We start from the raw sequence: 25,178 nt of genomic DNA, 5'->3' as shown, positions 1-25,178 counted from the left end.
ACATGAAGATATCGACTCAAAACGCGTGTCACGCTCAAAAGTCCGGATTGTCTCAACTGTCACATGCCATTTTGGCGAGTCTGGGTGTTTCCTCATTTGATTCTGGATTCGGTCTCCAACCTACAAATGGACTGGTCATTTTTATCGTTGACGGTTTGGGTCAGCTATTGCTCGACGAGTATCAGTCCCATGCACCATTCCTGAAAACACTGCTTCGCACAGGTCAGTCTTTTGGAGTCGGATTCCCTGCCACTACCGCGGCCAGTTTGGCTTCTTTTGCTCTCGGTCAAGGAAGCGGTCAGCATGGCATAGTTGGGAGTCGCTTTGCGTTGGATAATCAGACCGCATTTTCCCCGTTGTCATGGCAAACGGGCAGCATTTGTCGTAGTCAGACAAACGGTGCTCATTCCGTTGACCTTCCAATTTTTACAGTCGAAAAGACAGCTTGGGAAAGTGCCAGTGAGCTGGGGCTGAAAATAGAATGCATACTCCCGTTAAAAATTGCTAACTCCTATTACAGTAAAGCCATTTATAAAGGGGCCACAATCACTCCCTATATGGACTATTGGCATTGTGGTTTTAAAATTAGAGGGGCGTTAAAAAAATCATCGCGACGGTTGATTTACGTTTATTTGGGTGAGTTGGATTACGTGGGTCATGTCTATGGTACGAACTCAGAAGCTTGGCTCGACAGCCTGCGACAGGTGGATACTCTGATCTCCTCAACGGCCAGCGCGCTTGTTCGAGGAACAAAGCTACTTGTCGCTGCCGACCACGGCATGACAACTCTTTCTTCTGAAGCCATTTTCGACTTCGATACCGACCCCGGTCTTCAAGAGGACGTGTCGTGGATTGCGGGTGATATTCGTGCCCGGCACATTTACGCGGAGGCTGGAAAAACGTCGGCCGTATTAGAGCGCTGGAAGAACAAGCTCGGCGACGATTTCATGGTGCTTTCTCGCAGCCAAGCGGTTGATGAGGGTTTGTTCGGAGGGCCTGTGAGAGCCTCCTTCGAACAGCGCTTGGGAGATCTGATTGTATATCCGACAGGACGCGGTGGCATCGTACAGAGCCTTACGGAGAAAAAACAAACGTCATGGAAAGGGCATCACGGGGCCTTGACTGAGGAGGATCAGCTTTCTCCGCTTCTGATTTACTCCAAAGGATAACTCCATAGGCCCGTGGCTCGGCTCAGAGCCACGGGCCTACCAATTCATCCAACGAAAAATTCCGGATCCAAAAGCTGAGCCTTCTGATTTAAGCTCCAGTTCTTTAGATAAACACCTGGAGCCGACCCCATGCCCGACTTGACCCCGTTCCCCATCACCGAAAAATGGCCCGCCCAATACCCGGAGTGGCTCCAGCTCTACTCGCTGCCTACCCCCAACGGCCTGAAGGTCTCGATCATGCTGGAGGAGATCGGCCTGCCGTACGAGCCTCACAAAGTGGACTTCGCCAGCAACGACCAGTTGTCGCCTGAGTTCCTTTCCCTGAATCCCAACAACAAGATCCCGGCGATTCTCGATCCCCATGGGCCGGGAGACCAGCCGTTGGCGCTGTTCGAGTCGGGGGCGATCCTGATTTATCTGGCGGACAAGAGCGGGCAGTTGCTGGCCCAGGAATCGGCGGCGCGCTACGAGACGATCCAGTGGCTGATGTTCCAGATGGGTGGGGTCGGGCCGATGTTCGGGCAGTTGGGGTTCTTCAACAAGTTCGCCGGCAAGGACTACGAGGACAAGCGGCCGCGGGATCGGTATGTCGAGGAGAGCAAGCGCCTGCTCAAGGTCCTCGATGGCCGTCTGCAAGGCCGGGACTGGATCATGGGCGAGCGCTACACCATCGCCGATATCGCCACGTTTCCCTGGGTGCGCAACTTGATCGGTTTTTATGAGGCCGGTGATCTGGTAGGTATCCAGAACTTCCCCAATGTGACGCGGGTATTGGAGCGCTTCCTGGCGCGACCGGCTGTGGCGCGCGGGTTGAAAATTCCGGAATGAGTGGCCCGACGTCCCGCCGTTTCGATTACAAGCAACTGGATGTGTTCAGCGACGTGCCGCTCAAAGGCAATCCACTGGCGGTGGTGCTGGGGGCCGATGGGCTCGGTGACGGGCACATGGCGGCTTTTGCCAATTGGACCAACCTCAGCGAAACCACGTTCCTGTTGGCGCCGCGGCACCCGGAAGCCGATTACCGGGTGCGTATCTTCACCACCTCGACCGAGTTGCCGTTTGCCGGGCATCCGACCTTGGGCAGTTGTCACGCCTGGCTGGAAGCCGGCGGCGTGCCAAAAGGGCAGGAGATCGTGCAGGAGTGCGGCGTCGGCCTGGTCAGGATTCGCCGCAGCGATCATGGGTTGGCGTTCCTCGCGCCGCCCTTGCTCAAGTCCGGTCCGCTGGACGCCGAGCTGCTGGAGCGGGTGCGCAAGGGGCTGGGGCTTGCCGCGGAGGCGATTGTCGAGGCGCAATGGGTCGACAACGGTGCCGGCTGGCTGGCGGTGATGCTCAAGGATCGCCAGCAGGTGCTGACGCTTGAGCCTGATTATCAACGGTTGTTGGATCTGGCCGTGGGCGTGATTGCCCCCTGGGATCGGGCCGTGGACGGCGCTGAGGCCCACTTTGAAGTGCGCGGCTTCATCGCCGGTGATGGCATGCCCGAGGATCCGGCCACCGGAAGCCTGAACGCCGGGCTCGCGCAATGGATGCTGGACAAAGGCCTGGCGCCGGCGTCCTACGTGGTCAGTCAGGGACTGACGATGGGCCGGGCCGGGCGCATTCATGTCGAGCAGGTGGGGGAGGAGGTCTGGATTGGCGGCGCAGTCGTGACGTGCATCAATGGCTCGTTGACCTTGTGAGGCGATTATTGCTCGGCTGGTAACACTCTGTTTTCCAGCAGGCGTTTGTGCCCTGGCTGGCCAGGGCATAAGCTTTGCGCTTTGTGATCGAGCACCCTTTTTTGCCCAGGAGTCCCATGTCCAGCCAGTTCCCCGAAGCACGTCCACGCCGCCTGCGTCGCAATGCAAGCTTGCGCAGCCTGTTCCAGGAAACCGAGTTCACCTTGAACGACCTGGTGCTGCCGATTTTCGTCGAAGAAGAAATCGATGATTTTGTGCCGATCAAGAGCATGCCCGGCGTGGTGCGCATCCCTGAGTCGAAGCTGGCCAGTGAGATCGAGCGCTATGCCCGTGCCGGCATCAGGTCGGTAATGACTTTTGGTGTGTCCCATCACTTGGACAACGACGGCAGCGACACTTGGAGCGAGCGCGGCCTGGTGTCGCGCATGGCCGGGATCTGCAAGGACGCGGTGCCGGAAATGATCGTGATGTCCGACACCTGCTTCTGTGAATACACCGATCATGGTCATTGCGGTGTCCTCCACGGCGATGAAGTGGACAACGACCGGACCTTGGTCAACCTGGGTAAGCAAGCCGTGGCGGCGGCCCGCGCCGGTGCCGATGTGATCGCGCCGTCGGCAGCCATGGACGGGCAGGTGCAGGCGATTCGCAAGGCCCTGGATGACGCCGGTTTCAGCCAGACGGCAATCATGGCCTATTCCACCAAATTCGCTTCGGCGCTCTATGGCCCGTTCCGCGAGGCCGGCGGTAGCGCGCTCAAAGGCGACCGCAAGAGCTATCAGATGAACCCGATGAACCGCCGCGAAGCCTTGCGCGAATCCCTGCTCGACGAGCAGGAAGGTGCCGATGCGCTGATGGTCAAGCCGGCCGGTGCCTACCTCGATATCATCCGCGACATTCGCCAGGCGTCGAACCTGCCGCTGTCGGCGTATCAGGTCAGTGGCGAATACGCGATGATCAAATTCGCCGCCCAGGCCGGCGCCATCGACGAAGCCCGCGTGGTCCGCGAGAGCCTTGGCGCAATCAAGCGGGCAGGGGCGGATCTGATCTTCACTTACTTCGCCATGGACCTGGCGCTGAGCGGGATCTGATCCGCCTGCATCAATGTTGCCAATGCCGCCGCCTTCGCGAGCAAGCTCGCTCCCACAGTGGTTTTGGGCTGGATGGGAAATCCAGGTCCACCGCCATTCCCCTGTGGGAGCGAGCTTGCTCGCGATAGCGGTGGGTCAGCTTGTATCAATGTTGCCAGTGCCGCCGCCTTCGCGAGCAGGCTCGCTCCCACAGTGGTTTTGGGTTGGATGGGAAATCCAGGCACACCGCCATTGTCCTGTGGGAGCGAGCCTGCTCGCGATAGCGGTGGGTCAGCTTGTATCAATATTGCCAGTGCCACCGCCTTCGCGAGCAGGCTCGCTCCCACAGTGGTTTTGGGTTGGATGGGATATCTTGGTACACCGCCATTCTCCTGTGGGAGCGAGCCTGCTCGCGAAAGCGGTGGGCCAGCTTGCATCGAAGGTGCCAGTGCCGCCGTCATCGCGAGCAGGCTCGCTCCCACAGTGGGCTGTAGCTCGCATTCACTTTTGATCGTATGGTTGCTCCGGAATAACAAACCCGATGGAGCCCCATGCAATTCAACCGATTGATGATCAGCCTCGCGGCGTTGCTGGCCCTGGCCGGTTGTGGCAGTCGTCAGGCCCAGGAGCCCGAGCGCCAGCCTGCTGAGGTCAAGAAGCAGATCGTGCAATTGTTGCCGGCCAAGACGACGGATCGCCAAGGTTGGGCGACTGACATCTACGTGGCCTTTGCGGCCCAGCAGATTCCGTCCACGACGCAGAATATCTGTGCGGTCCTGGCGGTGACCGAACAGGAGTCGACGTTCCAGGCCGACCCGCCAGTGCCAGGGCTGGGCAAGATCGCTCGTCAAGAGATCAACCGCCGTGCGGCGAAGGTGCACATTCCGGAGCTGTTGGTCAGCGGCGCGCTCCAGGTGCGTTCGCCCAACGGCAAAAGCTACAGCGATCGACTCAATGCGGCGCGTAGCGAGAAAGAGCTGAGCGGGATTTTCGATGATTTCATCGGCATGGTGCCGCTGGGCAAGACGCTGTTCGGCGGTTTCAATCCGGTGCACACCGGTGGCCCGATGCAGGTCAGCATCGCGTTTGCCCAAGCCAATGCGCGGGATTACCCCTATACGGTGGATGGTTCGATTCGTCGCGAAGTGTTCAGTCGCCGTGGCGGGATGTACTTCGGTATCGCGCATCTGCTGGGTTATGCGGTGAGCTATACCGAGCCGTTGTATCGTTTCGCCGATTTCAATGCTGGGTGGTACGCCAGTCGCAATGCGGCTTTCCAGCATGCGGTGAGTGTGGCGTCGGGCATTCCCCTGGCGCTGGATGGCGATCTGGTTGCCCATGACTCGATCATGCCGGGCAGCACGGAGCTGGCGGTTCGCACGCTGGGCAAGTCGTTGGGGATGCGCAACCCGACCATTCGTGATCAGTTGGAGCAGGGCGACAGCCTGGCGTTCGAGGACAGCAAGCTCTACAAGCGGGTGTTCGAACTGGCTGAGCGCGCCGAGGGCAAGCCGTTGCCGCGGGCGATATTGCCGGGGATCGTGCTCAAGAGCCCGAAGATAACGCGCAAGCTGACCACGGCGTGGTTTGCCAAGCGGGTGGATGAGCGTTATCAGCGCTGCATGGCGCGGGCGGCGGGGCGTTAGCAGATGTCGGGGCAAAAAAAAGCCCGGTGGATGAGGCCGGGCTTTTAGGGGGGAGTCGTCTTGATTGGTGTGTCGGGCGGGCTACGCAGCGGCTTGTCGATCGTTGCGGCCGCTGCGCGCCCGAGCGGGAGCAAGCTCCCTCGCCACGGGGTGTGTTGCCTATGACTTGCGATGTTTTCAGGTATTACGGTCAAGCAACTCATGCGTGGTTTTCGATCAGGCGATCAGAGCCCCCTTCGGCAACGCGGCGTTCCAACAGGCGATCAGAACCACCTTCAGCTACGCGGTTTTCGATCAGGCGGTCGGAACCACCTTCGGCAACGCGGTTTTCGATCAGGCGATCAGAGCCACCTTCAGCGACGCGGCGATCCAGCAGACGATCAGCGCCACCTTCAGCTACGCGGTTTTCGATCAGGCGGTCGGAGCCACCTTCGGCAACGCGGCGATCCAGCAGACGATCAGCGCCACCTTCAGCTACGCGGTTTTCGATCAGGCGGTCGGAGCCACCTTCGGCAACGCGGCGATCCAGCAGGCGATCAGCGCCACCTTCAGCGACGCGGTTTTCGATCAGGCGATCAGAACCGCCTTCGGCGACGACGGGTTGCGAGGAGGCGGCGAATACGTTGGCGGCCAGTACGGAGAAAGCGAGGCTGAGGATGACTTGGCGTTTCATGATGGTGTGCTCCGGGGGTGCAGTGGTTTGTGTGGGGCCATTGTTGTCCCGGGCGATCATCAAGAGAACTTCATTGGCATGATGGTGAACATCGACGGCAGTGATAGCTCGATGTCGGTTGATCCAGTGAGGGTGTCCCCTGGCGTGCGCGTCGTCCTTCGGGTGGAACACTGCCAGGTTTGTAGGCTCTACCGGGTAACCCACAGGCAGGAGGCAAGCTCATGTATCAGTTATTCGGTCACAGGCAATCCGGCTCGTCGGCAGTGGAGGTGGCCCTGGACCTTTGTGATGTGGCTTATCGGCGGGTCGATGCCTATTCGACGGAAGAAAGTGAAGCAGCGAAAGAGCTCGAGGCCCTCAACCCCCTGAAGCAGGTTCCGACGCTGCAACTGCCGGATGGCTCGGTGCTGACCGAGGCATCGGCGATTCTGATTCACCTCGGGCTGACCTTTCCCGCCTCGAAGCTGCTCCCTGACGACGCAGCCCAACGTGCGCAAGCCATACGAGGCCTGGTTTACATCGCGGCCAACTGCTACACCCCCATCGGCATCATCGATTTTCCGGAGCGCTGGCTGGACGATGCAGACGAAGAGACTCGGCAGCGCTTGGTATCAGGTACCCAGCAACGGCTCTACCGCAACTGGGCGCTGTTTGCCGACCAATTCCCGGCCCAGCCGTTTCTCGGCGGTGCCGAGCCGGGGGCGTTGGATATCCTGGCGGCTGTGATCACCAAGTGGAGAAATACGCGAGAGGCGATGCTCAACGCCCGCCCGCAATTCCACGGATTGTTGGAGCGCATCGACCGCCATCCACGCGTGGCGCCGATACTGTCGCTGCATTGGCCGTTGTAGGAGCTGCCGAGCGAAGCGAGGCTGCGATCTTTCCCCTGACGCTTGAATCTCAAGCGAAAGATCAAAAGATCGCAGCCTCGCTTCGCTCGACAGCTCCTACAGGTCAAGGACAGACCTTGCGCGCAGCCGCCTGCTCGACAAGGTCGACAAATTGCCGGACGTTCCGCTGATGGGCTGTCACCAGGTCGTCGATACTGGCGCCCGACGGTGTCTGCAGGCTGCTGCGACAAACGAGGGGGCGGGTATCGCCGCCCAGGCTTCGCAGCCGCCATTGCACGTCCATGCGGGCGTAGCGGCCCGGGATCGAGTCAAAGCGCTGCACATCCACCCGCAGCGATGATTTCGGCGCGCCAGGGTTGCTCAGTTGTTCGTCCAGGCTGCTGTGCAGCTCATCCGCCAGGCTGGCGCCCCACCATTCGGTTTCGAGGATCGCCAACCCGCTGCTGCCTTGGCGAATGACCATCTGGGTGCGATCCACCTGGGGAGGAACGCTCACCTGTTCGATCTGGATGTCCATGCCAGAGCGTGACTGGCCTTCCGGCTGGACCGGGCTCAGGGTGTGGTAATGGATCGGATCGCTGCGACAGGCACCGAGCAGCAGGGCCACGGCAACCAGGGAGAGTTTCAGCGTCAGTGGCATGGGGCGGGCTCCTGTGATCATTCTTTCACCGGCAAGGTCAGGTTCTGTGCCGGTGCGTCCTTGGGACGACCGCGAAGCAGCGATTCGGGATGGCGACTCAGGTAGTCCGACAGCTCGCGCAACGAGCGCGACATGCGGCCCAGGTCGTCCAAGGTCTGGGTCAGTTGTTCACGCTGCGGCGAGTCTTCGGCCAGGGTCGAGTTGGCCGATTGCAGGGTCTTGCTGACGTCCTGCAAGGTGCTTTGCACGCCGGGCAGGGTCTTGCTGTTGAACTGGGCCAGGCCTTTGCGCAACTCCACCAGGTTGCCATCCAGGTTGCCGGCGATGCTCTCCAATGGCAGCTTGTTGATCCGCTCGACCATCGTCTGCAGTTGTTCCTGCAATTGCTGCAGGCTGCCCGGGAGGGTTGGAATCCGCACGGGGCGGGCGCTGGGGTCGAAGGCCACTTTTTCCGCCTTGGGGTAAAAGTCCAGCGAGATGTACAACTGCCCGGTCAGCAGGTTGCCGCTGCGGGCTTGGGCCCGCAGGCCGCGCTCGACAAAGCTGCCGATCAGGCGGGCACCGGCGGCTTCGTCTTCCGGATCGTGGTTGAGCGACTTGAGCAGTTTTTCATGAGCCTTGCCCAGGCGCTGAGGGTAGATCACCACGCCGACGTTGACCGGAAAGCTGCGTTGTTTCTCATCGAAATCCAGGTTGATGGCCACCACCCGGCCGACTTCAACGCCTAGGAACTCCACCGGTGCCCCGACTCGCAACCCGCGCAGTGCCTGGTCAAAACGCAGGGCCAGGTATTGTCCCTTGCCGTCGGGTGGAGCGAGGGCGCTCTGCTGGTCGGCAAACAATTCGAAGGTCTTGTCTTCGCTGGCAATGGTGTCGTTTGGACTGTATTCCGGTGCCCTGAACGCGATGCCGCCTAGCAGCAAGGCCGAGAGCGACTCGGTCTTGACGGCGAACCCGTTGGCGCCGACGTTCACGTCCACGCCGCTGACGTTCCAGAACCGGGTGTTTTCGGTGACGTACCGGTCGTTGGGCGCGTTGACGAACACGTCGATGTTGACGCCTTTGCCCTCGGCGTCCAGCGCATAGGACACGACCTGGCCCACAGGGATCTTGCGCAGGTACACCGGTGAGCCAATGTCCAGCGAACCGAGGTCCTGGGAGTGCAGGGTGAAGCGTTTGCCCGGTTCGCCATAGGTGATCGGCGGCGGGGCTTCCAGGCCGGTGAAGGATTTGGCGCGCACTTTCGACTGGCCAGCGTCGGCACCGATGAAATCGCCGGACAGCAGCGTGTCGATTCCCGAGATCCCACCGGCCCCGATACGTGGCCGCACGACCCAGAACACCGAGTCTTCGTGGGTGAAGGTGTCGGCGGTCTTGGCGAGCTTGACCGTGGCGGTGACGTTCTTCTGGTCTTCACTCAATTGCACGTCGGTGACCTGGCCGATGACCACGTTGCGGTATTTCACCTGGGTCTTGTTGGCGGTCAGGCCCTGGCCGGTCTTGAAGGTGATGGTGATGGTCGGGCCTTCCTGCAGCCAGTTGTTGACCACCAGGGAAATGCCCACCAGCACCGCGATGATCGGCACGATCCACACCAGCGACACCGTCCAGCGACGGGTGCTGACGTGAGCCCGACCGGGTGCGGGTTGTTGCCCGTCAGTGACTTGCGACTTCATCCATGGTCTCCTCGGAAGGTTGGGTGTCCCAGATCAGCCGGGGGTCGAAACTCATGGCCGACAGCATGGTGAACAACACCACGAGGCCGAAAAACAGGATACCCGGTCGCGGTTCGATATCGCTCAGTGCCTGGAACTTGACCAGGGCCGCCACCAGGGCCACCACCAGCACGTCGAGCATCGACCAGTAGCCGATGACTTCCACCAGTCGGTACAGCTTCGCCCGTTGGACCTGGGCCCAGGTGCTGCGCCGCTGTGCGGTCACCAGCAGCAGGGTCAGCACGACGAACTTGATGCCGGGCACCGCGATGCTGGCGATGAAAATGATCAGGGCGATATCCCAGGCGCCGCCTTGCCAGAACTCGATGACGCCGCTGATGATCGTGCTGTCGGCGCCTTCGCCGAGCATCTGGGTGTTCATGACCGGAAGCAGGTTGGCCGGGATGTAGAACACCAGCGCGGCGAGCATGTAGGCCCAGGTGCGGGTGATGGCATTGGGTTTGCGTCGGTGCAGGGCGGCGTCGCAACGGGGGCAGGTATCGGGTTCGTCGGTCATGTCGCAGGCCAGGCCGCAACTGTGGCACAGGCACAGGTTCAGGTCGCGGGCCTCGGGCGGGGTGTCCAGCGGCTGGCCGCTCATAGGCTGTCCCACAGGTCGCGGACATCACGTCCGGCAATGCGGATCATCAACAGGCTCAAGGCCGCGAGGGCGAACAGGCCGATGCCTGGGAGTACATCCAGCAGGCCGGCGAGCTTGATCACCGCCACCAGTGCGCCCAGCAGGCACACCTCCAGCATGCTCCAGGGCCGCAGGGTTTCCAGGCTGCGCATGCACAGGGCGAACCCCGGTGCCCGCCGCTGGAGGTAGGCATGGCCCAGGACCCAGAGCAGCAGCGCCAGTTGGAAGGCCGGTGCAATGATGATTGCCACCGCTGTCACCAGGGCGATGAAAGTGATGGGGCCCTGGCTCAGCGCCACGATGGAGTCCCACAACGTCGCGCTGTTGCTCAGGCCCTGGAGGCGGATGCTCATCACCGGATAAATGTTGGCGAAAGCCCACAACACCGCGGCCGTCACGCTCAAGGCCAGGCGCTGTTCGATGGTCAGGCCGTTGTAGCGCTGGATCACCGCGTGACAGCGCACGCACGCGGCTTTCTGGTGCGGAGCGAGCACAACCGGCTCGTACACCGCATCGCAATGTTCACAAATGATCAGTCGGTCGGTGGCGGCCATCGGGATGCTCGCAGGAACAACCCCTTCAATATAGAAGTGCGTTGAGAATGAGCAACCCGTTGGACAAGATCATTCGCCGCGAATGTATTGCTCCAGTTGTCGGATCAGGTCGGCCTGTTCGGCGATGGCTTCCTTGACCAGGTCACCGATGGACAGCAGCCCGACGAGTTTGCCGTCTTCTACCACCGGCAAATGGCGCAAGTGCTTCTCGGTCATGATGCTCAGGCAGGTCTCGACATTCTGGTGCGGGTCGATGGTGATCACCGGGGAGACCATGATGTCACTGACCTTCGTGCCCACCGACGAGCGCCCGTGCAGGACCATTTTGCGCGCATAGTCGCGCTCGCTGATGATTCCCAGCACCTCATCGTTCTTCACCACCAGCAAGGCACCGACGTTCTTCTCGGCCATGCGCATCAGGGCCTGCAATACCATGTCGTCCGGTGAGATGGTGTGCACTTGCTGGTTCTTCTCGTCTTTTATCCGGAGCAACTGCGCGACGGTTTTCATGGGGAGCCTCGGGTGTTGTTTTTGCAGGTGGTTAAAGCATCGTAGACCCAACGGCGCAGAGCAAGCGGTAAAGCGGCGGCCAATCGTCCAAAAACGTCATTGCCGGTGAATTCACCACCGAAGTGACGCCATGCACCCTGTGGCGAGGGAGCTTGCTCCCGCTGGGCTGCGCAGCAGCCCCTGGTTGTTGGCATTCGCCCGATATACCGAGGTGGTCGGTTTTGGGGCTGCTGCGCACCCCAGCGGGAGCAAGCTCCCTCGCCACAAAAAGCAGGTGGGTGTCAGTTAAGCAGGTGGGTGGTGTGTCAGTTGGGCAGGTGAAGTTCCCCCGCCACAGGTAGAATCGTCGCCTACGCAAAATTCGAGGTTGCAGCGGTGGATCTACAGCAGGGCTTCGTCCTGACCCGGCATTGGCGCGACACCTCGGCCGGCACCGAAGTCGAGTTCTGGCTGGCGACCGACGCCGGTCCCCGGCGCGTGCGCCTGCCCGTGCAAACGTCGGTGGCCTTTGTGCCGCAGGTCCAGCGCGGCCAGCTCGAAGCCTTGCTGCAAGGGGAGAAGGACATAGAACTGCGCCCCCTTGACCTGCTGGATTTCGAGCATCGCCCGGTGCTGGGCCTGTATTGCCAGCAACATGCCCAGCTGATGCGCCTGGACACCACCTTGCGCCGCGCCGGTGTGGAGGTGTTCGAAGCGGACATCCGGCCGCCGGAGCGCTACCTGATGGAGCGTTTCATCACCGCCCCGGTCTGGTTCGGCGGTACCCCGGCCGCGGATGGCCTGCTGGCAGATGCCCAGATGAAACCGGCGCCCGATTACCGTCCACCGTTGCGCCTGGTGTCCCTGGACATCGAAACCACCGCCCAGGGCGAGTTGTATTCCATTGCCCTGGAAGGCTGCGGCGAGCGCCAGGTCTACATGCTCGGGCCACCTAACGGCGACGAGACCGGCGTGGATTTCCAGCTGGAATATTGCGAATCGCGAACGCTGCTGCTGAAGAAACTCAACGACTGGTTCGCCCGTTTCGACCCCGACGCGATCATTGGCTGGAACCTGGTGCAGTTCGACCTGCGGGTGTTGCATGAACATGCCCGGCGGCTGGCGGTACCGTTGCGCCTGGGGCGTGGTGGCGAAGAAATGCAATGGCGTGAGCACGGTGCGCGCAACAACCACTTCTTCGCCTCGGCGGCCGGTCGGCTGATCATCGACGGTATCGAGTCCCTGCGCTCGGCCACCTGGAGTTTTCCGTCGTTCAGCCTTGAAAACGTCGCCCAGACGCTACTGGGGGAGGGCAAGTCCATCGACAACCCGTACCAGCGCATGGACGAGATCAATCGCATGTTCGCCGAGGACAAGCCGGCCCTGGCCCGCTACAACCTCAAGGACTGCGAGCTGGTGACGCGGATCTTCGCCAAGACCGAACTGCTCAAGTTCCTCTTGGAGCGGGCCAGCGTCACCGGCCTGCCAGCGGACCGCAGCGGTGGTTCGGTGGCGGCCTTCACGCACCTGTACATGCCGCTGATGCACCGCCAGGGCTTCGTTGCCCCCAATCTTGGCCAGCGCCCGCCCGAGGCCAGCCCGGGCGGGTTTGTCATGGACTCTCAACCGGGGCTCTACGAGTCGGTGCTGGTGCTGGACTACAAAAGCCTGTATCCGTCGATCATCCGCACCTTCCTGATCGACCCGGTGGGCTTGATCGAAGGGCTGCGCCACCCGGATGACGACGAGTCGGTACCTGGCTTTCGCGGGGCGCGCTTCTCCCGTACTCGGCACTGCCTGCCGGCCATCGTTGCGCGGGTCGCCGAAGGCCGGGAAACCGCCAAGCGTGAACACAATGCGCCGCTGTCCCAGGCGTTGAAAATCATCATGAACGCATTCTATGGCGTGCTCGGTTCCAGTGGCTGTCGCTTCTTCGACACACGCCTGGCTTCGTCCATCACCCTGCGTGGCCACCAGATCATGCAGCACACCCGCCAGTTGATCGAAGCCCAGGGGCATTCGGTGATCTACGGCGATACCGATTCCACTTTCGTCTGGCTGCGCCGTGCCCACGGCCAGGAGGAGGCGGCCAAGATTGGTCGCGAGCTGGTGGCGCACGTCAACCAATGGTGGCGTGAACAGGTGCGTACCGAGTTCGGGCTGGAAAGCGCGCTGGAGCTGCAGTTCGAAACGCATTTCAAGCGCTTCCTGATGCCGACCATCCGAGGTGCCGAGGAGGGCAGCAAGAAACGCTACGCCGGGCTGGTGACCCGCGCCGACGGCAGCGATGAAATCGTCTACAAGGGTTTGGAAACCGTGCGGACCGATTGGTCGCCGCTGGCCCGGCAGTTCCAGCAGGAGTTGTACGGGCGGATCTTCCACCGCAAGCCCTACCAGGACTATGTGCGCGATTATGTGCAGCAGACCCTGTCCGGTGCCTTCGATGAGCGGCTGGTCTACCGCAAGCGCCTGCGTCGACCGCTGGACGACTATGAACGCAACGTCCCGCCCCATGTACGGGCCGCGCGGCTGGCCGATGAGTTCAACCAGCGCCAGGGCCGTCCGCGGCAATACCAGAATGGCGGCTGGATCAGCTATGTCATCACTGTCGCCGGTCCCGAACCGCTGGAAACCCGCTGCGCGCCAATCGATTACGACCACTACGTGACCAAGCAACTGCAGCCGGTGGCGGACGCGATCCTGCCGTTTGTGGATGATGACTTTTCGACGTTGGTGGGGGGGCAGATGGGGTTGTTCTAACGGCTGTCGTTTGCGTGGCGCCTGACTGCTTTTGGGGCCCGGCCGCTTGCTCCCTCTCGATTGCGCAGCGATCGCAAGGATAATGGGGCCGCTACGCGACCCAGCGGGAGCAAGCTCCCTCGCCACAAAAAGCTTCTGATCGCGAGGGTCAGACCATCGCCAGCCGCTGCTTGCCCTGGGGCTGGGGAAAGATCAGGTCGAGGGCGGCCAGGTCCTGGGGATCGAGCCTGAGGTTGGCCGCTTCGGCATTCAGGCGCACATGCTCAGGCTTCACAGCCTTGGGAATGGCAATCACGTTGTCCTGGCGCAGCAACCAGGCCAGTGCTATCTGGGCCGACGTTGCGCGATGGCGCTCGGCAATTTGCCCCAGGGTGTGATCCTTGAGCAAGTGCCCGCCCTGGCCGACCGGACAGTAAGCCATGATCGGCATGCGTTGTTGCTGGCACCAAGGCAGCAGGTCGAATTCGATGCCGCGTTCCTGCAGGTTGTACAGCACTTGATTGGTGGCGCAGACCGGAGAAGCCAGCTCCTCAAGGTCATCGACGTCAAGGTTCGACACCCCCCAACGGCCGATCTTGCCTTCTTCGCGCAGACGCTCGAACGCTTCGACGGTTTCTTCCAAGGGGTACTGGCCGCGCCAGTGCAGCAGGTAAAGATCAATGTAATCGGTGTCGAGCCGGCGCAAGCTGCGTTCGCAGGCGAGGGGAATGCCTTTGCGGCTGGCGTTGTGGGGATAGACCTTGCTCACCAGGAACACCTGGTCGCGCAGGCCGGTGATCGCTTCGCCGACGACGGTCTCTGCGCCGCCTTCGGCATACATCTCTGCAGTGTCGATCAGGGTCATGCCCAGTTCGATCCCTAACCGCAGGGCGGCCACTTCTTTTTTGTGATGGGACGGTTCTTCACCCATGCGCCAGGTGCCCTGGCCAATGACCGGTACGGACACCCCCGCCAATTCCAGCGTCCTCATGGCTCTCTCCTGTTGTGCTGATCCATCATCCAATGGACAGCAGGATAGTAGGAGCTGGCGAAGCCTGCGATCTTTTGATGTTTCGCTCCAGACTCAATTGGCTGGGGAAAGATCGCAGCCTCGCTTCGCTCGACAGCTCCTACGGGTGTTGCGCAGCTTTTCTATTTCGTGGAGAACTTCAACACCATCGTCTGGGTATAGGTCTGGCCCGGATCAAGCCGCGTCGAAGGGAAGTCCGGCTGGTTTGGCGAGTCGGGGTAATGCTGGGTTTCCAGGGTGAACGCGCCCCAATGCGGATACACCTTGTCCTGCTTGCCCTTGACGGTGCCGTCGAGGAAGTTGCTGGTGTAGAACTGCACGCCCGGCTCGCTGGTGTAGAGCTGCAGGAGTCGTCCGGACTGCGGGTCATGCACCTCGGCGGCCAGTTTGTCCACATCGCCCTTGGCATCCAGCACCCAGTTGAAATCGAAGCCGCCCTGTTTCGGTTCGGCGAACTTGAGTTGTGGGTGATCAGCCTTGATGTGCGTGCCGATGGCGGTGGGCTTGGTGAAATCCATCGGTGTGCCGGCCACGGGGGCTAGCTCGCCGGTGGGAATGAGTTTGCCGGTGACCGGGGTGTAACGGGCCGCGTGCAGGGTCGCGACTTGTTTGAGGATGTCACCGTTGCCTGCACCCGCCAGGTTGAAATAGCTGTGGTTGGTCAGGTTCAACACGGTCGGCTTGTCGGTGGTGGCCTTGTAGTCGATGCGCAGCTCGTTCTTGTCGTTGAGGCTGTAGGTGACATCCGTCTTCAGGTTGCCGGGAAAGCCCATTTCGCCATCCGCCGACAGGTACGTCAGGGTCACGCCCACCGAATCCTTGTCATTGCTCGGTTCGGCTTTCCAAACACGTTTGTCGAACCCTTGTGGCCCACCGTGCAAGGAATTGTCCTTGTCGTTCTGCGGCACCTGGTAACGCTTGCCATCCAGCTCGAACGCCCCACCGGCCAGGCGATTGCCAAAGCGGCCGATGGTCGCGCCGAAATACACGCTGCCGTTCTTCTGGTAGCCCTGCACATCGTCGAAGCCGAGCACGACATCAGCGGTCATGCCGTTTTTGTCCGGCACGATCAGCGACTGGAGGATCCCGCCATAGGTGATGACGGTCGCCTCGATGCCGTGGCTGTTGCGCAGGACGAATTTCTCAACCGCGGTGCCGTCGTCGGTCTTGCCGAAGGCAACGCGTTCATTGGTCAGGCCGGCGGCCTGGGAGGAGGTGGCAATCATCAGAGAGACTCCGAGGGCCGTGAGCAGATGTCTGGATTCAAGCATGGTGTGACCTTCCTTCCTGTTGTTTTGTTGTTGTTTTAACGCGGTCGAGTCCGTTACTTGGTCGGACAGCGATGAAGGTTTTTCTGTTCAGTAGTCTTTCTATTTGAGGGCTGGAAAGGGATTTATAGCTATAAATCGGGATTTATCAATTAAAAAGTAAGACTAATTGAGCGAGGCGAGGCTTGCCCAAGCGAACGCTTTCACCTCGGGCGTCGCACTTTTGCGGTTTTTACAGCTCTATCCTTGGCCTGGAAGCGGCGACCCCCATCGCTTCCCCATGCCTAGATTGAGACTCGATGGCCGGTGTTTTTTCTTCTGTGACGAGGTTGCGCCAGGCCTGCATGGCCGGATTGGTTGGTGTGTCGATGCTGTTCAGCGGCGGCTGCAGCCATCAACAGGGGCAGGACATGGTCACGCAGTTCAGCGAAGCCAGGCCCCAGGAGTTCTTGCAGACCAGCGTCGACCGCATGGCGACGTTGTCGATGCACGACAATTTGCAAAGCCTTTACCTGCTGATGAGCAAGCTGTACCTGCGCAACCCCGAGGAACTGCGCAAGTCCGGCTTTCTCGACGCCCGCACCGCGGAAAAACAGGTGCGCATGGCCATCGAGCAGCAACAACCCTTGCCGACGTTGGGGGGCAAGAAGGACTTGGCCGCCCTCAGCTATGCCATGAGCCCGGAATTTCTCGGTGATCGGGTCGGGGCGTTCATCTATGCCATCGGCAGCATGTTGGTCACGGCTCACGGCAATCGCCTCGAGTTCTACATGACCGATACCATCGACCCGCGTTTTGTCAGCAATGCGGCGCGCAACATCGAAAAAGCCACTTGGCTGCTCAGTCAGCGGCAGAACAAGGACGGCACGCCGTTGCTGTTTTCCAACGAGATTTCGGAGGAGGGCAGCAACCTGAGTTTCGCCGTGGAGTTCGGCAAAATCGTCGCCCGATTGGACCTGCTGACCCAGATGCTCGATGAGCGTTACCGGCGCATCGGCTTGAATTACGCCCAGAGCCTGCTGTTCCTCAACTTCCTGCCTGTCCAGTGAGCTGAGAAAAAGGAATAAAGATAGATCACATCGATATAGGGGGTTATAAGAAAAATCGCTATGCTCGCGGCCAGATTTTTCACGCGGTCGTGTCGAGACGGGTTCAATGGATTTCGGTAATGTCGGTTTAGTCGTTGCGGGCCTGGTGGTCGGCTTCATCGTTGGAATGACCGGCGTTGGCGGTGGTTCACTGATGACCCCGATCCTGTTGTGGTTTGGTATCAACCCCGCGACAGCGGTGGGCACCGACCTGCTGTACGCGGCCATTACCAAGTCTGGCGGAGTCCTGGTTCACGCAAAAAACCGCAATATCGATTGGGCAATCACCGGCTGGTTGACCCTGGGCAGCGTGCCGGCGGTCGGCTTGACGCTGTGGTTTCTCAGCAGCCTGCACAGCTCGCCCGACGCTATGAACGCGGTGATCAAACAAGCCTTGGGCTTTGTGTTGTTCGCCACCGCCCTGGCGATCCTGTTCAAGAAGCGCCTGCTGCAATTCGCCCATGATCGTGCCGGCGGTCATTACAACCCCTCCGGTTCACGACTCAATGTGCTGACGGTCATCACCGGCCTCGTGCTGGGCACGATGGTCGCGTTGACCTCCATCGGTGCTGGTGCCCTTGGCACTGTGGCGCTGTTCATTCTTTATCCGTTCCTGGTCACCAAGCGCCTGGTGGGCACCGAGATCGCCCACGCCGTGCCGCTGACCCTGGTGGCTGGCCTGGGCCATGCGAGCATGGGCAACATGGATTGGCATATCCTGGGTTTCCTGCTGATCGGTTCGTTGCCGGGGATCTACCTGGGCAGCCATTTGTCGGGACGCATCTCCGATGAGGTCCTACGGCCTTGCCTGGCGGTGATGCTGGCGATGATCGGCTTCAAACTCGCGTTCTGATTTGATCGGAGTCATGGGTCCATAGCCACAGTCATACCTGTAAACCAGGTACTGATGAGGCCAAGACCCATGAACAGCCCAGCCAGAGATCTGCTGCAACGACTACGCCGGCGTGGCGCCGAGCCTCGCACCGACATTGCCGATATCCTGCGTCACCACGCCGAGCCATTGCCTGCCGAGGACAGCCCGGCCTTTGGTGAGATGTTCGATCGCTTCGCTGATGCCAAGGTCGTGTTGATTGGCGAGGCCAGCCACGGCACCCATGAGTTCTATCGGACCCGTGCCGCCATTACCCGACACCTGATAGAGCGCCACGGTTTCAATATCGTTGCCGTCGAAGCGGACTGGCCCGATGCCGGGCAAATCGACCGCTGTGTACGCGACTTGGGGCCGTCGGCGTGGAAGCAGCAGGCATTCGCCCGATTCCCAACCTGGATGTGGCGCAATTGCGAAGTCCAAGGCTTCGTCCGTTGGTTGCGCGATTACAATCTGGAGCAGCCCATGGGGCAGAGGGTGGAGTTTCGCGGCTTGGACGTCTACAGCCTGCGTCACTCCATCGATGAGGTGCTGAACTACCTGGATACCAGCCATCCGGACATGGCCCGTGATGCCCGTCACCGTTATGGCTGCCTCACGCCCTGGCACGACGACCCGGCGCTGTATGGTCATTTCACCGAGCGCGGCAACCTGGCGACGTGTGAAGACGCCGTGGTCGAGCAGCTCAACAGCTTGTTGGCCAAACGCCTGGATCCGATGATCAGTGATGATGAGGCCTTCTTCAGCGCCACCCAGAACGCCCGGGTCGTGCGCTCCGCCGAACAGTACTACCGGGCCATGTACCGCGGCGGCAAGTCATCGTGGAACCTGCGGGACCGGCACATGTTCGACACCCTTCAAACCTTGTTGGAGCATCGGGGCACTGATGCGAAGGCGTTGGTCTGGGCGCATAACTCCCACATCGGCAATGCCGCCGCGACACGCATGGGCTGGGAAGGGGAGTTTAATATTGGTCAGCTATGCCGCATGGCTTATGGCCGCAGCGCGGTGTTGCTGGGCATGGGCACCGACCGTGGCAGTGTCGCGGCGGCGGACGACTGGGATGCGCCGATGAAGATCAAACAGGTTCGGCCAGCGCTGCACGGCAGTTGGGAGCACCAATTCCTCCAGGCCGGAGTTCATGCCTCGTTGACGCAATGGCGCACCCATCCTGACGAGGCACTCCTGGACGCGCTGTCCGAACCCCTGCTCGAACGCGCGATTGGTGTGATCTACCGCCCTGAAACCGAGCGTCAGAGCCATTATTTCGAAGCGGTGCTGGCGGAACAGTTCGACGCCTGGCTCTGGTTCGAACAGAGCGAAGCCGTTACGCCATTGCCGGCGCCGCAGGTCCTGGAGCACGAGGAGGATACGTTCCCGTTTGGCCTCTGAACGCTGTGCAGGGCGGTTGCGCAATGAACGTGCTCGCCTAAGCTTCAAGGCAGGCAGGCGCAGTATCGGGCGACGCTCGCGGAACAATCGCCGCCCTGTGCAATCAGTACAGCGTAACTATCAAAAGGAGAGGCGCATGCTCATTCGGTCGTTGACCTTCGCTACCTTGCTGGCCATCGCCGGCCCCCTGTTCGCTGCCGATGGCGACTCCCCTCTGGTGGCGGAAGTCGGCAAGTCACGTTCCCTGATCGTCATTGCGCCCAGCACGGTCGATCCGGCCTGGATCAACCTGAAAAAGGCCTTGGATGAACCGGCGGGCAAGCAGGGTTTTTCCGAGCGCAACATGGTGCTCTACACCGTGCTCAATACCATCGGCCAGCGCGATGGCAAGGACCTGGACCCGCAAAGCACCATGGCACTGATTCGCTCCCTCAAGCTGGGCGCCGGTGCCCAGACCAAGATCATCCTGGTGGGCAAGGACGGGGAAAAGAAACTCGAGCATTCCGGCGCGATTGAATTGAAGGACCTCTTCGACACCGTCGATAAGCTCCCCGCCGCGGAAAAAGAAGCAACGCCACCAGCGCCCCCTCCCGCCCCCGAGCCTGCACCGGTCAAGGATGCGAAAGGCACCAAGCCTGGCAAGGCCGCCAAGCCGGCGGCGGCGCCGAAGCCATTGGAGGATTGACTCCCGCTAGCGCCGAGGCCGCTTTTGTGGCGAGGGAGCTTGCTCCCGCTGGGCTGCGCAGCAGCCCTTTGCTTTTTTTCAATGGATTATCGAATGACTGGTTTGGGGCCGCTGCGCGACCCAGCGGGAGCAAGCTCCCTCGCCACAGAGAAACTCATCACCCCGAGGCGTCATGAGTTATTGGTGTTCCAACGCCATCAGGATCCGATGCGCCGCCTTCACCCGCTCCTCGATCGGGTAGTTCTTGTTGGCAAGCATGACGATGCCCATGTCCTTGCCAGGCACGAACGCCGCGTACGCGCCAAAACCGTTGGTGGAGCCGGTCTTGTTGATCCAGGCGCCGTCCGGCGCTGGAAGGGGTGGGTTCAAAGGTTCGACTTTTTGAGGCGTCAGGGCCATCTGCGGTGTGTTGCCGGCGAGCAGGTCATCCAAGCTGAACGGCGCGGGGTAGAACTCCCAGCCCAGTCCCTGGTTCATCCCGCCCACCCTGTAGAAACCGGTATGGGTCGTGGCGATGGCCTGCTTCAGATCCGCGTCCAGTTTTTCAGGTCGCAGGTTGGCCTCGATGAAACGAAGCAGGTCCGACGAGCTGGTTTTCACCCCGTAAGCCTCGGCGTCCAGGGCGCCAGGGCCGACCCGCACGGGCTTGCCGTCTTTTGCATAGCCTTGGGCGTATCGGTCCATCTGATCCTGCGGTACCCGGACATAGCTGTGCTGGAGGCCCAACCCTGGCATCAGCGTGCGCTCCATCACTTCGTCAAAAGGTTGCCCCAGGCTGCGGGCCGCCAGATAACCGAACAGACCGATGCTCGGGTTTGAATAAAGTCGCTGGGTGCCGGCCGGGTAGAGCGGCTTCCAGGTCGTGTAATAACTGAACATCCGGTCCGGATGGTCCGCCTCGTCGGGAAACTGCAAGGGCAGGCCACCGGCGGTGTAGGTAACGAGATCGAGCAGGCGGCTGCCCTCCAGGGCGCTGTCGCGCAGCTCAGGGGCAAAGCGACTGGCCGGATCCGTCAGGGACAGTTTGCCCCGGGCCTGGGCATAGGCGCCGAGGGTGGCGGTGAAGGTCTTGCTGACCGAGCCGATTTCGAAAAGGGTCTGGTCGGTGACCGGCTTTTTCGTGTCCTTGGCGGCCACGCCGTAGTTGAAATAATGCCGTTGGCCGTTGTAGGTGATCGCCACGGCCATGCCGGCGATGTCCTGTTGTTTCATCAGCGGCTGGATGACGGCATTGACCGTGTCTTCAATGGGCTCCTGGGCAAAGCCTGTGGACGTCCCGCAGGCCAGGAGAAGAGTCCCGGCGAGTATCGATCTGGCAATGTGCATGGTGCAGCGCTCTCGTTGACCTTCCTTGAGGGGTGGTCAATCTAGGGCGTTTTTGGCTGTCCGGCAATCCGAGGCTATCAAGGCTGAGGCATGTTTCTGAGTCTTCCGATAGGGCGGGGGGAACCTTCCCACAAAATCGCCGGTTGCCCGACGCGGTCAGGCTTCAAGCCAAACCACACAAAGCGGCGGCTGCCGGGTAAACTTGCGCTCTTTCTAAAGGAGTTCACATGAGTTACTACCAGCCCGGCATTCTCGCCACCCCTGTTCCGCCTCAGGCCCGTCATTTGTTTTTTGCCTTGGAATCGGTCGAGGCACTGCCGGCTGCGCTAGACAAGCTCCTGTTGCTGCTCGATGGCCGGGCCGTGGTTGGCTTCGGCGAATCGCTGGTCCAGGCGCTAGGCGCCGAGGTCGATGGCCTGCGGGCTTTTCCTGCGTTGGCCGGCGTCGGCGTGGACAACCCCTCGACCCAGCATGCCCTGTGGTGCTGGTTGCACGGTGAAGACCGCGGCGAGCTGATGCACCGCAGTCGCGCCATCGAAGCGGTGCTGGCCCCGGCACTGCGCCTGGTGCAGATGAACGAAACCTTCCGCCACATGACCGGCCACGACTTGACCGGCTATGAAGACGGCACCGAAAACCCCCACGACGAAGCGGCCGTCGCCGCCGCCCTGGCCCCGGGTGCCGATGGGCTGCGCGGAGGCAGTTTCGCCGCGATCCAGCAGTGGCAGCACGACCTGGACGGTTTCGCGGCGATGCAGCCCCATGAGCGCGACAACATCATGGGCCGGCGCCTGAGCGACAACGAAGAACTCGACGACGCGCCGGAATCGGCCCACGTCAAGCGCACCGCCCAGGAGAGCTTCGCCCCGGAGGCCTTCGTGGTCCGGCGTTCCATGCCTTGGATCGAAGGCGACCGTGCCGGGCTGATGTTCCTGGCGTTCGGTTTCTCCCTTGACGCCTTCGAGGCGCAATTGCGGCGCATGAGTGGCCTGGAAGATGGCATTACCGACGGTCTGTATCGCATGAGCCGCCCGATCACCGGCGGCTATTACTGGTGCCCGCCGCTGTTGGAAGGACGCCTGGATCTGCGCGCCCTGGCCCGGTAGACGCAGCGGTATGTGCAAAGCGTGACGCGAACGCTATTCTTGGGCCGCACGTCTATCCGTGGAAGGGAGAAGCAAGCGTGGATAAAGTCATCGTCATCACCGGTGGCGGCCGCGGAATTGGGGCGGCCACGGCGCTGTTGGCTGCCGAAGCGGGCTATCGGATCTGCATCAATTACCAGTCTGATGAAAGTGCCGCGCAAGAGGTGCTCGAACAGGTTCGGGCCAAGGGCGCACAGGCAATTGCCGTGCGGGCCGACGTGAGCATTGAAGATGAAGTCATCGGCCTGTTCAATCGGGTGGATGCCGAACTGGGACGTGTCACCGCCCTGGTGAATAACGCCGGTACGGTTGCCCATAAGTCCCGACTCGATGAAATGTCCGAATTCCGCATCCTCAAGATACTGAAGACCAACGTGCTGGGGCCGATCCTGTGCGCCAAGCACGCGGTGCTGCGCATGTCGCCCAAACATGGCGGGCAGGGCGGCAGCATCGTCAACGTCTCGTCGGTGGCCGCCCGCCTGGGCTCGCCGGGAGAATACGTCGACTACGCGGCCTCCAAGGGCGCGCTGGACACCTTCACCGTCGGCCTGTCCAAGGAAGTGGCCGGCGAAGGCATTCGCGTCAATGCGGTGCGTCCCGGCTATATCTATACCGATTTCCACGCCCTGAGCGGCGACCCGGACCGGGTCAGCAAACTGGAGTCGGCGATTCCCATGGCCCGTGGCGGGCGTCCGGATGAAGTGGCCGAGGCGATTATCTGGCTGCTGTCGGACAAGGCTTCGTATGCGACCGGGACGTTTGTGGATCTGGGGGGCGGGCGCTGAGTCCTGGAGTGCGGGTCGCCTGTTCTGCCGCCATCGCGAGCAGGCTCGCTCCCACAGTGGATTTGCGTAGAGACGAATATCTCAGGAACTCAGCAGATCTCATGTGGGAGCGAGCCTGCTCGCGATGGGGCAATAACAGACACCCCACTATCAAAACGACCGGATAATCCGCCCCAACGTCTCCATGGCCTTTTCCGAGGCTTCGGTCCACGGGCTGCCATAGTTCAAGCGGATGCAATTCCTGAAGCGCCGGGTCGGTGAAAAGATCGGGCCCGGGGCAATGCTGATGCCTTGGGCCAGAGCCATCTGGAACAGTTTCAGCGAATCCATCTGCTCGGGCAGCTCCAGCCACAGGAAGTAGCCGCCCGCGGGCTGGCTGACCCGGGTCTGGGCCGGGAAATAGCGGGCGATGGCGGCAAGCATCGCGTTTTGCTGTTCTTCCAGGGCGTAGCGCAGTTTGCGCAGGTGACGGTCGTAGCCACCGTGTTGCAGGTAGTCGGCAATGGCGGCCTGGGCCGGCATCGAGGCGCACAGCGAGGTCATGAGCTTGAGCCGTTCGATCTTCTGCGCGTAGCGCCCGGCGGCGACCCAGCCGATGCGATAACCCGGGGCCAGGCTCTTGGCGAACGAACCGCAATGCATCACCCATCCTTCAGTGTCGAACGCCTTGGCGGGCTTGGGCGCCTGCTGGCCGTAATAAAGTTCGGCGTAGACGTCGTCCTCGATCAGCGGCACCTGATGGCGACGCAGCAACGCCACCAGCGCCTGTTTCCGTTCCTCGGGCATGGTCGCGCCCATGGGGTTCTGAAAACTGGTCATGCACCAGCAGGCCTTGATCGGGTGACGCTCCAGCGTCTGCTCCAGCACGTCCAGGTCGATGCCGTCGCGCGGGTGGACCGGAATCTCCACCGCCTTGAGCTTGAGCCGTTCCAGTACCTGCAGGCTGGCATAAAATGCCGGCGCCTCGATCGCCACCAGGTCGCCGGGCTCGGTCACGGCTTGGAGGCACAGGTTCAAGGCTTCCAGGGCACCGTTGGTGACCAGCAGTTCTTCCATGGGCAGCATCAGCCCGCCAACCATGTAGCGCAGGGCGATCTGGCGACGCAGTTGCGGATTGCCCGGTGACATGTCCGTGACCACCACCCGCGGGTCCATGTCCCGTGTTGCACTGGACAGCGAGCGGGACAGCCGTTGCAACGGGAACAGCGTCGGGCTGGGGAATGCCGAGCCGAACGGTACGGTGTTCGGGTCCTTGATCGAATCCAGGACTGAAAACACCAGCTCGCTGACGTCGACTTCGGTGGACTCGTGCACTTGGCTGCTGATCGCCGGCTCGGAAAACGGGCTCGGTGCATGGGTGTTGACGAAGTAGCCGGAGCGCGGCCGGGCCCGGATCATGCCGCGTCGCTCCAACAGGTAATAGGCCTGGAACACCGTGGACGGGCTGACGCCGTAGGTCTGGCTGGCGTAGCGCACCGACGGCACGCGCTGGCCCGGCCCCAGCATGCCCGAGCGGATCAGTTCAGCGATGTCGTCGGCGAATTTCTCGTAGCGTTTCATGGTGGGCCCAGTGACATTTGTGAACTTGACTGTGGGAGCGAGCTTGCTCGCGATCGCGGTGGCATATCCAACATTGATGCAAACTGACCCACTGCTATCGTCGGAACGCCGCCCGGAGCAAGCTCGCTCCCACAGTTACCCT

At 61.4% G+C, this 25,178-nt stretch carries 23 protein-coding genes; 13 read left to right on the top strand and 10 right to left on the bottom strand.

Going from position 1 to position 25,178, the window contains the following annotated elements; translation table 11 throughout:
* Window positions 1-2 precede the first annotated feature (2 nt).
* The 5 genes from ACIPQ1_RS16595 (at window position 3) to ACIPQ1_RS16575 (ending at window position 5,567) form a co-directional block, all read left to right on the top strand.
* On the top strand, window positions 3-1,169 hold the full coding sequence (locus ACIPQ1_RS16595) for an alkaline phosphatase family protein (RefSeq protein ID WP_250964629.1): 1,167 nt from the start codon (window positions 3-5) through the stop codon (window positions 1,167-1,169).
* A gap of 129 nt (window positions 1,170-1,298) precedes the next feature.
* Window positions 1,299-1,997 carry a glutathione binding-like protein gene (locus tag ACIPQ1_RS16590; RefSeq protein WP_411385100.1) on the top strand — a complete coding sequence of 233 codons (699 nt, stop codon included), beginning with the start codon at window positions 1,299-1,301 and terminating at the stop codon, window positions 1,995-1,997.
* Window positions 1,994-2,851 carry a PhzF family phenazine biosynthesis protein gene (locus ACIPQ1_RS16585; protein WP_411385099.1) on the top strand — a complete coding sequence of 286 codons (858 nt, stop codon included), beginning with the start codon at window positions 1,994-1,996 and terminating at the stop codon, window positions 2,849-2,851. Before ACIPQ1_RS16590 ends, ACIPQ1_RS16585 begins: the two co-directional genes overlap by 4 nt.
* A 116-nt stretch (window positions 2,852-2,967) precedes the next feature.
* Complete coding sequence (gene hemB, locus ACIPQ1_RS16580; protein WP_186710862.1) at window positions 2,968-3,942, top strand: porphobilinogen synthase; 975 nt, start codon at window positions 2,968-2,970, stop codon at window positions 3,940-3,942.
* A gap of 530 nt (window positions 3,943-4,472) precedes the next feature.
* A complete protein-coding gene (locus tag ACIPQ1_RS16575) occupies window positions 4,473-5,567 on the top strand; it encodes a DUF1615 domain-containing protein (RefSeq protein WP_411385098.1) in 1,095 nt (364 codons plus the stop codon).
* 199 nt (window positions 5,568-5,766) lie between these two features.
* Here ACIPQ1_RS16575 and ACIPQ1_RS16570 read toward each other — a convergent pair whose 3' ends face one another.
* Entirely contained in the window at window positions 5,767-6,240 is a 474-nt protein-coding gene (locus ACIPQ1_RS16570) for a phage infection protein (protein WP_446534451.1), read from the bottom strand.
* A 221-nt stretch (window positions 6,241-6,461) separates the two neighbouring features.
* Here ACIPQ1_RS16570 and ACIPQ1_RS16565 point away from each other — a divergent pair, with 221 nt between their 5' ends.
* On the top strand, window positions 6,462-7,091 hold the full coding sequence (locus ACIPQ1_RS16565; protein ID WP_250964634.1) for a glutathione S-transferase family protein: 630 nt from the start codon (window positions 6,462-6,464) through the stop codon (window positions 7,089-7,091).
* 103 nt (window positions 7,092-7,194) lie between these two features.
* Here ACIPQ1_RS16565 and ACIPQ1_RS16560 read toward each other — a convergent pair whose 3' ends face one another.
* From ACIPQ1_RS16560 to ACIPQ1_RS16540, 5 genes are all read right to left on the bottom strand, one after another.
* A complete protein-coding gene (locus tag ACIPQ1_RS16560; RefSeq protein WP_446534450.1) occupies window positions 7,195-7,731 on the bottom strand; it encodes a PqiC family protein in 537 nt (178 codons plus the stop codon).
* Window positions 7,732-7,748: 17 nt separating this feature from the next.
* Window positions 7,749-9,407: a PqiB family protein gene (locus ACIPQ1_RS16555; RefSeq protein ID WP_411385095.1), complete on the bottom strand. Its 1,659-nt coding sequence runs from the start codon at window positions 9,405-9,407 to the stop codon at window positions 7,749-7,751.
* The gene (locus ACIPQ1_RS16550) at window positions 9,388-10,047 is read right to left on the bottom strand and encodes a paraquat-inducible protein A (protein WP_411385094.1); all 660 of its coding nucleotides are present in this window, start codon (window positions 10,045-10,047) and stop codon (window positions 9,388-9,390) included. Before ACIPQ1_RS16550 ends, ACIPQ1_RS16555 begins: the two co-directional genes overlap by 20 nt.
* Window positions 10,044-10,640, bottom strand: coding sequence for a paraquat-inducible protein A (locus ACIPQ1_RS16545; RefSeq protein ID WP_186708496.1), 597 nt, complete (start codon window positions 10,638-10,640; stop codon window positions 10,044-10,046). Before ACIPQ1_RS16545 ends, ACIPQ1_RS16550 begins: the two co-directional genes overlap by 4 nt.
* Before the next feature lie 69 nt (window positions 10,641-10,709).
* On the bottom strand, window positions 10,710-11,150 hold the full coding sequence (locus ACIPQ1_RS16540) for a CBS domain-containing protein (protein ID WP_030138503.1): 441 nt from the start codon (window positions 11,148-11,150) through the stop codon (window positions 10,710-10,712).
* 375 nt (window positions 11,151-11,525) lie between these two features.
* On the opposite strand from ACIPQ1_RS16540, the gene ACIPQ1_RS16535 reads away from it, so the two are divergent.
* Window positions 11,526-13,889: a DNA polymerase II gene (locus ACIPQ1_RS16535; protein ID WP_446534449.1), complete on the top strand. Its 2,364-nt coding sequence runs from the start codon at window positions 11,526-11,528 to the stop codon at window positions 13,887-13,889.
* Between the two features lie 148 nt (window positions 13,890-14,037).
* Here the strand turns inward: ACIPQ1_RS16535 and ACIPQ1_RS16530 are convergent, their stop codons facing one another.
* Both ACIPQ1_RS16530 and ACIPQ1_RS16525 read right to left on the bottom strand, forming a co-directional pair.
* A complete protein-coding gene (locus tag ACIPQ1_RS16530) occupies window positions 14,038-14,859 on the bottom strand; it encodes an aldo/keto reductase (RefSeq protein WP_250964639.1) in 822 nt (273 codons plus the stop codon).
* Window positions 14,860-15,020: 161 nt separating this feature from the next.
* Window positions 15,021-16,169: an aldose epimerase family protein gene (locus ACIPQ1_RS16525; protein WP_446534448.1), complete on the bottom strand. Its 1,149-nt coding sequence runs from the start codon at window positions 16,167-16,169 to the stop codon at window positions 15,021-15,023.
* Between the two features lie 341 nt (window positions 16,170-16,510).
* On the opposite strand from ACIPQ1_RS16525, the gene ACIPQ1_RS16520 reads away from it, so the two are divergent.
* From ACIPQ1_RS16520 to ACIPQ1_RS16505, 4 genes are all read left to right on the top strand, one after another.
* The gene (locus ACIPQ1_RS16520; protein WP_250964640.1) at window positions 16,511-17,215 is read left to right on the top strand and encodes a hypothetical protein; all 705 of its coding nucleotides are present in this window, start codon (window positions 16,511-16,513) and stop codon (window positions 17,213-17,215) included.
* A gap of 106 nt (window positions 17,216-17,321) precedes the next feature.
* Window positions 17,322-18,107 carry a sulfite exporter TauE/SafE family protein gene (locus tag ACIPQ1_RS16515; RefSeq protein WP_186708523.1) on the top strand — a complete coding sequence of 262 codons (786 nt, stop codon included), beginning with the start codon at window positions 17,322-17,324 and terminating at the stop codon, window positions 18,105-18,107.
* A gap of 69 nt (window positions 18,108-18,176) precedes the next feature.
* The gene (locus ACIPQ1_RS16510) at window positions 18,177-19,535 is read left to right on the top strand and encodes an erythromycin esterase family protein (protein WP_446534447.1); all 1,359 of its coding nucleotides are present in this window, start codon (window positions 18,177-18,179) and stop codon (window positions 19,533-19,535) included.
* A 136-nt stretch (window positions 19,536-19,671) separates the two neighbouring features.
* Window positions 19,672-20,220 carry a DUF4174 domain-containing protein gene (locus ACIPQ1_RS16505; RefSeq protein ID WP_446534446.1) on the top strand — a complete coding sequence of 183 codons (549 nt, stop codon included), beginning with the start codon at window positions 19,672-19,674 and terminating at the stop codon, window positions 20,218-20,220.
* A 177-nt stretch (window positions 20,221-20,397) separates the two neighbouring features.
* On the opposite strand, the gene ampC is transcribed toward ACIPQ1_RS16505, so the two are convergent.
* Entirely contained in the window at window positions 20,398-21,546 is a 1,149-nt protein-coding gene (gene ampC / locus ACIPQ1_RS16500; protein ID WP_446534445.1) for a class C beta-lactamase, read from the bottom strand.
* Between the two features lie 227 nt (window positions 21,547-21,773).
* Between ampC and ACIPQ1_RS16495 the strand changes: the two genes are divergently transcribed.
* Together ACIPQ1_RS16495 and ACIPQ1_RS16490 are read left to right on the top strand one after the other, a co-directional pair.
* The gene (locus tag ACIPQ1_RS16495; protein ID WP_250965327.1) at window positions 21,774-22,652 is read left to right on the top strand and encodes a Dyp-type peroxidase; all 879 of its coding nucleotides are present in this window, start codon (window positions 21,774-21,776) and stop codon (window positions 22,650-22,652) included.
* A 77-nt stretch (window positions 22,653-22,729) separates the two neighbouring features.
* Window positions 22,730-23,476: an SDR family oxidoreductase gene (locus ACIPQ1_RS16490; RefSeq protein ID WP_186708540.1), complete on the top strand. Its 747-nt coding sequence runs from the start codon at window positions 22,730-22,732 to the stop codon at window positions 23,474-23,476.
* Between the two features lie 150 nt (window positions 23,477-23,626).
* Here ACIPQ1_RS16490 and mapR read toward each other — a convergent pair whose 3' ends face one another.
* Window positions 23,627-25,036, bottom strand: a complete 1,410-nt coding sequence (mapR, locus tag ACIPQ1_RS16485) for a GntR family transcriptional regulator MpaR (RefSeq protein WP_250965328.1) — start codon at window positions 25,034-25,036, stop codon at window positions 23,627-23,629.
* Window positions 25,037-25,178 lie beyond the last annotated feature (142 nt).

Source organism: Pseudomonas sp. LARHCG127, assembly GCF_052871455.1.
This window is presented reverse-complemented; position numbering and strand designations above follow the sequence as displayed.